Origin of the sequence: Streptomyces phytophilus (genome assembly GCF_013870535.1) — a bacterium.
Taxonomy (GTDB): Bacteria; Actinomycetota; Actinomycetes; order Streptomycetales; family Streptomycetaceae; genus Streptomyces; species Streptomyces phytophilus.
Window position 1 is genome coordinate 1 of record NZ_JACBXC010000224.1, and the last position, 6,746, is coordinate 6,746.

Here is a 6,746-nt window from a genome sequence, read left to right on the forward strand (position 1 = left end):
CCGGGTTGGCGGGCCCGCCCACCTGGATCCCGGCCATCCGCGTCCACTCGTACGGCCCGGTCCGCACCTCCGCCGCCAGCTCTCCGTCGAAGCTCTCCTGGAGCGCCACCCCCGCCGCCTCGGCCGCCGCCGTCGCGCTCCGCGTGCTCGGCGCCATGAGGTCGCCCCACGTCCCGTCCGCCCCGACCAGCACGAGCCGGGCGCCCGGTTCGCCGAGGTACGCGACCTGCCCGCGCGCGCCGCCGTGGCGGCCGGCGAAGGACTCGATCTGCCGGGTGAGCTTGCGGGTCCTGCGGTCGTCGTCGCTCATGCCGCAGATGCTACCCGCCGGTAAGTCGGCGCAGGAAGGGACTCAGCGCAGGAAGGGATCCACGGCCACCGCGATGAACAGCAGCGACACGTAGGTGATCGACCAGTGGAAGAGCCGCATCTCCTTGAGCTTCGCGCCCACGGCCCCGCTCTTCGCCCGCCGCAGCAGCCCGTGCGCCTCGCGCAGCCACACCGCGCCGAGCACCGCGGCCACCACCGGGTAGAACCAGCCGGTGTAGCCCAGCGGCCACAGCAGCAGCGAGACGGCGACCATCACCCAGCTGTAGGCGACGATCTGCCGCGCCACGACCTTGTTCGACGCCACCACCGGCAGCATCGGCACCTTCACGCGCGCGTAGTCGTCCTTGACCTTCATCGACAGCGGCCAGTAGTGCGGCGGCGTCCAGAAGAACATCACCAGGAAGAGGATCAGCGAGGCCCAGGAGACGCTGTTCGTCACCGCGGACCAGCCGATGGCGACCGGCATGCAGCCGGCGATGCCGCCCCAGACGATGTTCTGCGAGGTGCGCCGCTTCAGCAGCATCGTGTAGACGAGGACGTAGAAGAGGTTCGCGCCCAGGGCGAGCGCCGCCGACAGCGGGTTGACGAGTGTGGCGAACCACACCGTGGACACCACCGTCAGCACGAGGCCGAAGGCCAGCCCCTCGGCCGGCCGCACCATCCCGGTCACCAGCGGCCGCTGCTCCGTGCGGTGCATCAGCGCGTCGATGTCCCGGTCCAGGTACATGTTCAGCGCGTTGGCACCGCCGGCGGACAGATAGCCGCCGACGCAGGTCGCGAGCACCAGCCACAGGTCGGGCACGCCCTCGGCGGCCAGGAACATCACCGGAACGGTGGTGATCAGCAGCAGCTCGATGATGCGCGGCTTGGTCAGCGCCACGAACGCCTTGACCCGGGCGCCGGTCGGCCGGTGCACAGTGCCCTGCCCGAGTACACCCGCGGGTCGGGATTCGACGGCCGTCACGGACACCTCTGCATCGCGGTCAAGGGATTCTGTACGTCGTCACTGTAGACGCTGCGTATCGGCCCTCCGCGCGGGGGGTGCCCCGTGTTGGGGGGGTACCCGCGCGGCCCTCGCGGGCGCCCGCCGGCGGGCGCAACGGGCCCGGCACCGGCAGTCTGGATATCAGCGGGATAGGCTCGAAGGCGCCCGGTGCTTTCCGGTCGCCGGAGTTCCCGCCCGTGGAGAGAGGAGCCCTGAACAAGGGTGAGCACGCAGCCGACCACCGACCTTGAGTGGACCGAACTGGACGACCGAGCGGTGGACACCGCCCGCGTTCTGGCCATGGACGCCGTACAGAAGGTCGGTAACGGCCACCCCGGCACGGCGATGAGCCTGGCCCCCGCCGCGTACACCCTCTTCCAGAAGGTGATGCGGCACGACCCCGCCGACCCGCAGTGGACCGGCCGGGACCGCTTCGTCCTCTCCGCGGGCCACTCCAGCCTGACGCTCTACATCCAGCTCTACCTCGGCGGGTTCGGCCTGGAGCTGGCCGACCTGGAGGCGTTCCGCACCTGGGGCTCCAAGACCCCGGGCCACCCGGAGTACGGGCACACCGCCGGCGTCGAGACGACGACCGGACCGCTCGGCCAGGGCGTCGCGAACGCCGTCGGCATGGCGATGTCCGCGCGCTACGAGCGCGGCCTCTTCGACCCGGACGCGCCCGCCGGCACCTCCCCGTTCGACCACCACATCTGGGTGGTCGCGGGCGACGGCTGCCTCCAGGAGGGCATCTCGCACGAGGCGTCCTCGCTCGCCGGCCACCAGAAGCTGGGCAACCTCGTCCTGCTCTGGGACGACAACCACATCTCCATCGAGGGCGACACCGCCGCCGCCGTCTCCGAGGACACCATCGCGCGCTACGAGGCGTACGGCTGGCACGTCCAGCGCGTCGAGCAGAAGCCGAACGGCGACCTCGACCCCGAGGCGCTGTACCGGGCGTTCCAGGAGGCCAGGGCCGTCACCGACCGGCCGTCGTTCATCGCGGCCCGCTCGATCATCGCCTGGCCGGCCCCGAACGCCCAGAACACCGAGGCCGCGCACGGCTCGGCGCTGGGCGAGGAGGAGGTCGCCGCGACCAAGCGGATCCTCGGCTTCGACCCCGAGCGGCACTTCGAGGTCGACGGCGGCGTGCTCGCGCACACCCGCGCCCTCGGGGAGCGCGGCGCGGAGGTGCACGCCGCGTGGGACAAGCAGTTCGCCGTCTGGCGGCAGGACAACCCCGTGCGGGCCGCCGAGTTCGACCGGATCCGCGCCGGCGAACTGCCCGCGGGCTGGGCGGACAAGCTGCCGTCGTTCCCGGCCGGCAAGGCCGTGGCCACCCGCAAGGCGTCGGGCGAGGTGCTGAAGGCGCTCGGCCCGGTGGTGCCCGAGCTGTGGGGCGGCTCCGCCGACCTCGCCGGGTCCAACAACACCACCATTCCCGGCTCGACTTCGTTCCTGCCCGCCGACAACCCGCTGGCCGAGGCCGACCCGTACGGCCGGACCGTCCACAACGGGATCCGCGAGCACGCCATGGCCGCCGCCATGAACGGCATCACGCTGCACGGCAACACCCGTGTCTACGGCGGCACGTTCCTGGTCTTCTCCGACTACATGCGCAACGCGGTGCGGCTCTCGGCGCTGATGCACCTGCCGGTGACGTACGTGTGGACGCACGACTCCATCGGCCTCGGCGAGGACGGCCCGACCCACCAGCCGGTCGAGCACCTGGCGAGCCTGCGCGCGATCCCGGGGCTGAACGTGGTCCGCCCGGCGGACGCCAACGAGACGGTCGTCGCCTGGCGCGAGATCCTGCGCCGCTACACCAAGGAGTACGGCGTCGGCGCACCGCACGGCCTGGCGCTGACCCGGCAGGGCGTGCCGACGTACGAGACCCACGGCGCCGTCGAGGACACGGCCAGGGGCGGCTACGTGATGTTCGAGGCCGAGGGCCCCGGCGGCGAGCGGGCCGAGCCGCGGGCCATCCTCATCGGCACCGGCTCCGAGGTGCAGCTCGCGGTCACCGCCCGCGAGCAGCTGCAGGCCGAGGGCGTGCCGACGCGGGTGGTCTCGATGCCGTCCGTGGAGTGGTTCGACGAGCAGCCGCAGGAGTACCGCGACGCCGTGCTGCCGCCCGCCGTGAAGGCCCGGGTGGCGGTCGAGGCGGGTGTGGGGATGCCGTGGCAGCGCTTCGTCGGCGACGCCGGACGGGTCGTCTCCCTGGAGTACTTCGGCGCCTCCGCCGACTACAAGGTGCTGTTCCGTGAGTACGGGCTCACCGCCGAGGCCGTAGCCGATGCCGCGCGGGAATCCCTGCGGGCCTGAAGTCGCTGACGCATACAGACGAAACGATGTCAGGAGATGCAATACCGATGACCGACGCACTCGAACGCCTCTCCGGTGAAGGCGTCGCGATCTGGCTCGACGACCTGTCCCGCAAGCGCATCACGTCCGGCAACCTCGCCGAACTGATCGACGAGAGCCATGTCGTGGGCGTGACCACCAACCCCACGATCTTCCAGAAGGCCATCTCGGCGGGCGACGGCTACAACGGCCAGCTCACGGACCTCGCCGTCCGCGGCGTCACCGTCGAGGAGGCCGTCCGCATGATCACGACGGCCGACGTACGCGACGCCGCCGACGTGCTCCGCCCGGTGTTCGACGCCACCGAGGGCCTGGACGGCCGGGTCTCCATCGAGGTCGACCCGCGGCTGGCCCACGAGACGGCCGCCACCGTCGCCGAGGCCAAGCAGCTGGCCTGGCTGGTCGACCGGCCCAACCTGTTCGTGAAGATCCCCGCCACCCGCGCGGGGCTGCCCGCCATCACCGAGGTGCTCGCCCGGGGCATCAGCGTCAACGTCACGCTGATCTTCTCCCTGGAGCGCTACGGCGAGGTGATGGACGCCTTCCTCGCCGGCCTGGAGCAGGCGAAGGCCGCGGGGCTGGACCTGGCGGAGATCCGCTCGGTCGCCTCGTTCTTCGTCTCCCGCGTGGACACCGAGGTCGACAAGCGGCTCGACGCCCTGGGCACCCCGGAGGCGAAGGAGCTGCGCGGCAGGGCCGCCGTCGCCAACGCGCGGCTGGCCTACGAGGCGTACGAGGAGGTCTTCTCCTCGGACCGCTGGCTCGCGCTGGAGAAGGCGGGTGCCCACAAGCAGCGTCCGCTGTGGGCGTCGACGGGCGTGAAGGACAAGGCGTACAAGGACACGCTCTACGTGGACGACCTGGTCGCCCCGGGGACGGTCAACACCATGCCGGAGTCCACGCTGCACGCCGTCGCCGACCACGGCGGCGTCGACGGCGACAAGGTGCGCGGCACGTACGCCGGGGCGCGCGCCGACCTCGACGCCCTGGAGAAGCTGGGCATCTCGTACGACGAGGTGGTCGGCCTGCTGGAGGACGAGGGCGTGGAGAAGTTCGCGAAGTCCTGGACCGACCTGCTCGACTCGACCCGGCAGGAGCTGGAGCGCCGTGTACCGAAGGGGGCGTAGTCGACGGTGACGGGCTCTGACACCAACCCGCTGCGGGACCCGCAGGACCGGCGCCTGCCGCGGATCGCGGGCCCGTCGGGCCTGGTGATCTTCGGCGTCACCGGCGACCTGTCGCGCAAGAAGCTGATGCCCGCCGTGTACGACCTGGCGAACCGGGGGCTGCTGCCGCCCGGCTTCTCCCTCGTCGGCTTCGCCCGCCGCGACTGGGAGGACGAGGACTTCGCGCAGGTCGTGCACGACTCGGTCAAGGAGCACGCGCGCACGCCCTTCCGCGAGGAGGTGTGGCAGCAGCTCTCCGAGGGCTTCCGGTTCGTCCAGGGCGACTTCGACGACGACGAGGCGTTCGAGCGGCTGCGCACCACCGTCGATGACCTGGACAAGGCGCGCGGCACCGGCGGGAACTTCGCGTTCTACCTCTCGGTGCCGCCGAAGTTCTTCCCGCTGGTCGTCCAGCAGCTCAAGGCGCACCACCTGGCCGAGCCGGCCGGCGACTCCTGGCGGCGCGCCGTCATCGAGAAGCCGTTCGGCCACGACCTGAAGAGCGCGGAGGAGCTCAACCGGATCGTCCACGAGGTCTTCGAGCCCGACCAGGTCTTCCGCATCGACCACTACCTCGGCAAGGAGACCGTCCAGAACATCCTGGCGCTGCGCTTCGCCAACACGATGTTCGAGCCGATCTGGAACCGGTCGTACGTGGACCACGTGCAGATCACCATGGCCGAGGACATCGGCATCGGCGGCCGCGCCGGCTACTACGACGGCATCGGCGCCGCGCGCGACGTCATCCAGAACCACCTGCTCCAGCTGCTGGCGCTGACCGCGATGGAGGAGCCGACGGCCTTCGACGCGCAGGCGCTGGTGGCGGAGAAGACCAAGGCGCTGGAGTCGGTGCGCCTGCCGGAGGACCTGGGCCGGCACACGGTCCGCGCGCAGTACACGGCCGGCTGGCAGGGCGGCGTGAAGGTGCGCGGGTACCTGGAGGAGGACGGCATCGACCCGCACTCCGGGACCGACACCTACGCCGCGATCAAGCTGGAGATCGACAACCGCCGCTGGGCGGGCGTGCCGTTCTACCTGCGCGCCGGCAAGCGGCTCGGCCGCCGGGTCACGGAGATCGCCGTCGTCTTCCAGCGGGCGCCGCACCTGCCGTTCGACACCACCGACACGATGGAGCTGGGCCAGAACGCCCTGGTGATCCGCGTCCAGCCGGACGAGGGCATCACCGTGCGGTTCGGCTCCAAGGTGCCGGGCACGTCGATGGAGGTGCGGGACGTGACGATGGACTTCGCCTACGGCGAGTCCTTCACCGAGTCCAGCCCCGAGGCGTACGAACGGCTGCTGCTGGACGTGCTCCTCGGCGACGCGAACCTCTTCCCGCGCCCCCAGGAGGTCGAGCTGTCCTGGAAGATCCTCGACCCGATCGAGGAGCACTGGGCCAGGCACGGCAAGCCCGAGTCGTACACCGCGGGCACCTGGGGTCCGAAGGCGGCGGACGAGATGCTGGCACGAGACGGACGGAGCTGGCGGCGGCCATGAACATCGACCTCACCGAGACCACCTCGGCCCAGATCAACGCCGCGCTCGTGGGCGCGCGGCGGGCCACCGGCACGCCGGCGGTCGGGATGGTGCTCACGCTGGTGATCGTCACCGACGAGGGCAACCACTACGACGCGCTCAAGGCCGCCAGCCAGGCGTCCAAGGAGCACCCGTCGCGGATCCTGGTCGTCATCAAGCGCCCCGGCCGCTCCCCGCGCGAGCGCGCGCAGGCGCGGCTGGACGCCGAGGTGCGCGTGGGCAACGAGACGGACACCGGCGAGACGGTGCTGCTGCGGCTGCACGGCGAGCTGGCCGGGCACCCGGAGAGCGTCGTGCTGCCGCTGCTGCTGCCGGACGCGCCGGTGGTGGTGTGGTGGCCGGAGGACGCGCCGGAGAACCCGGCGGAG

At 71.5% G+C, this 6,746-nt stretch carries 5 protein-coding genes and 1 pseudogene; 4 read left to right on the plus strand and 2 right to left on the minus strand.

The window, feature by feature from the left end; genetic code table 11:
- Positions 1 to 310: pseudogene (locus H5J30_RS13110) on the minus strand (hypothetical protein); the annotation flags it as partial.
- A 42-nt stretch (positions 311 to 352) separates the two neighbouring features.
- Positions 353 to 1,294 (minus strand): heme o synthase, encoded by a 942-nt coding sequence (locus H5J30_RS13115; protein WP_181787614.1) that lies wholly within the window; start codon positions 1,292 to 1,294, stop codon positions 353 to 355.
- A 243-nt stretch (positions 1,295 to 1,537) separates the two neighbouring features.
- Between H5J30_RS13115 and tkt the strand changes: the two genes are divergently transcribed.
- The 4 genes from tkt to H5J30_RS13135 all read left to right on the plus strand — a co-directional run.
- Entirely contained in the window at positions 1,538 to 3,637 is a 2,100-nt protein-coding gene (gene tkt, locus H5J30_RS13120; protein ID WP_181787610.1) for a transketolase, read from the plus strand.
- Between the two features lie 47 nt (positions 3,638 to 3,684).
- Complete coding sequence (gene tal / locus H5J30_RS13125) at positions 3,685 to 4,803, plus strand: transaldolase (protein WP_181787611.1); 1,119 nt, start codon at positions 3,685 to 3,687, stop codon at positions 4,801 to 4,803.
- A gap of 6 nt (positions 4,804 to 4,809) precedes the next feature.
- Positions 4,810 to 6,339: a glucose-6-phosphate dehydrogenase gene (gene zwf, locus H5J30_RS13130; protein WP_181787612.1), complete on the plus strand. Its 1,530-nt coding sequence runs from the start codon at positions 4,810 to 4,812 to the stop codon at positions 6,337 to 6,339.
- The coding region (locus H5J30_RS13135) for a glucose-6-phosphate dehydrogenase assembly protein OpcA (RefSeq protein ID WP_181787613.1) at positions 6,336 to 6,746 on the plus strand (411 nt) is incomplete at its 3' end. The genes zwf and H5J30_RS13135, both read left to right, overlap by 4 nt.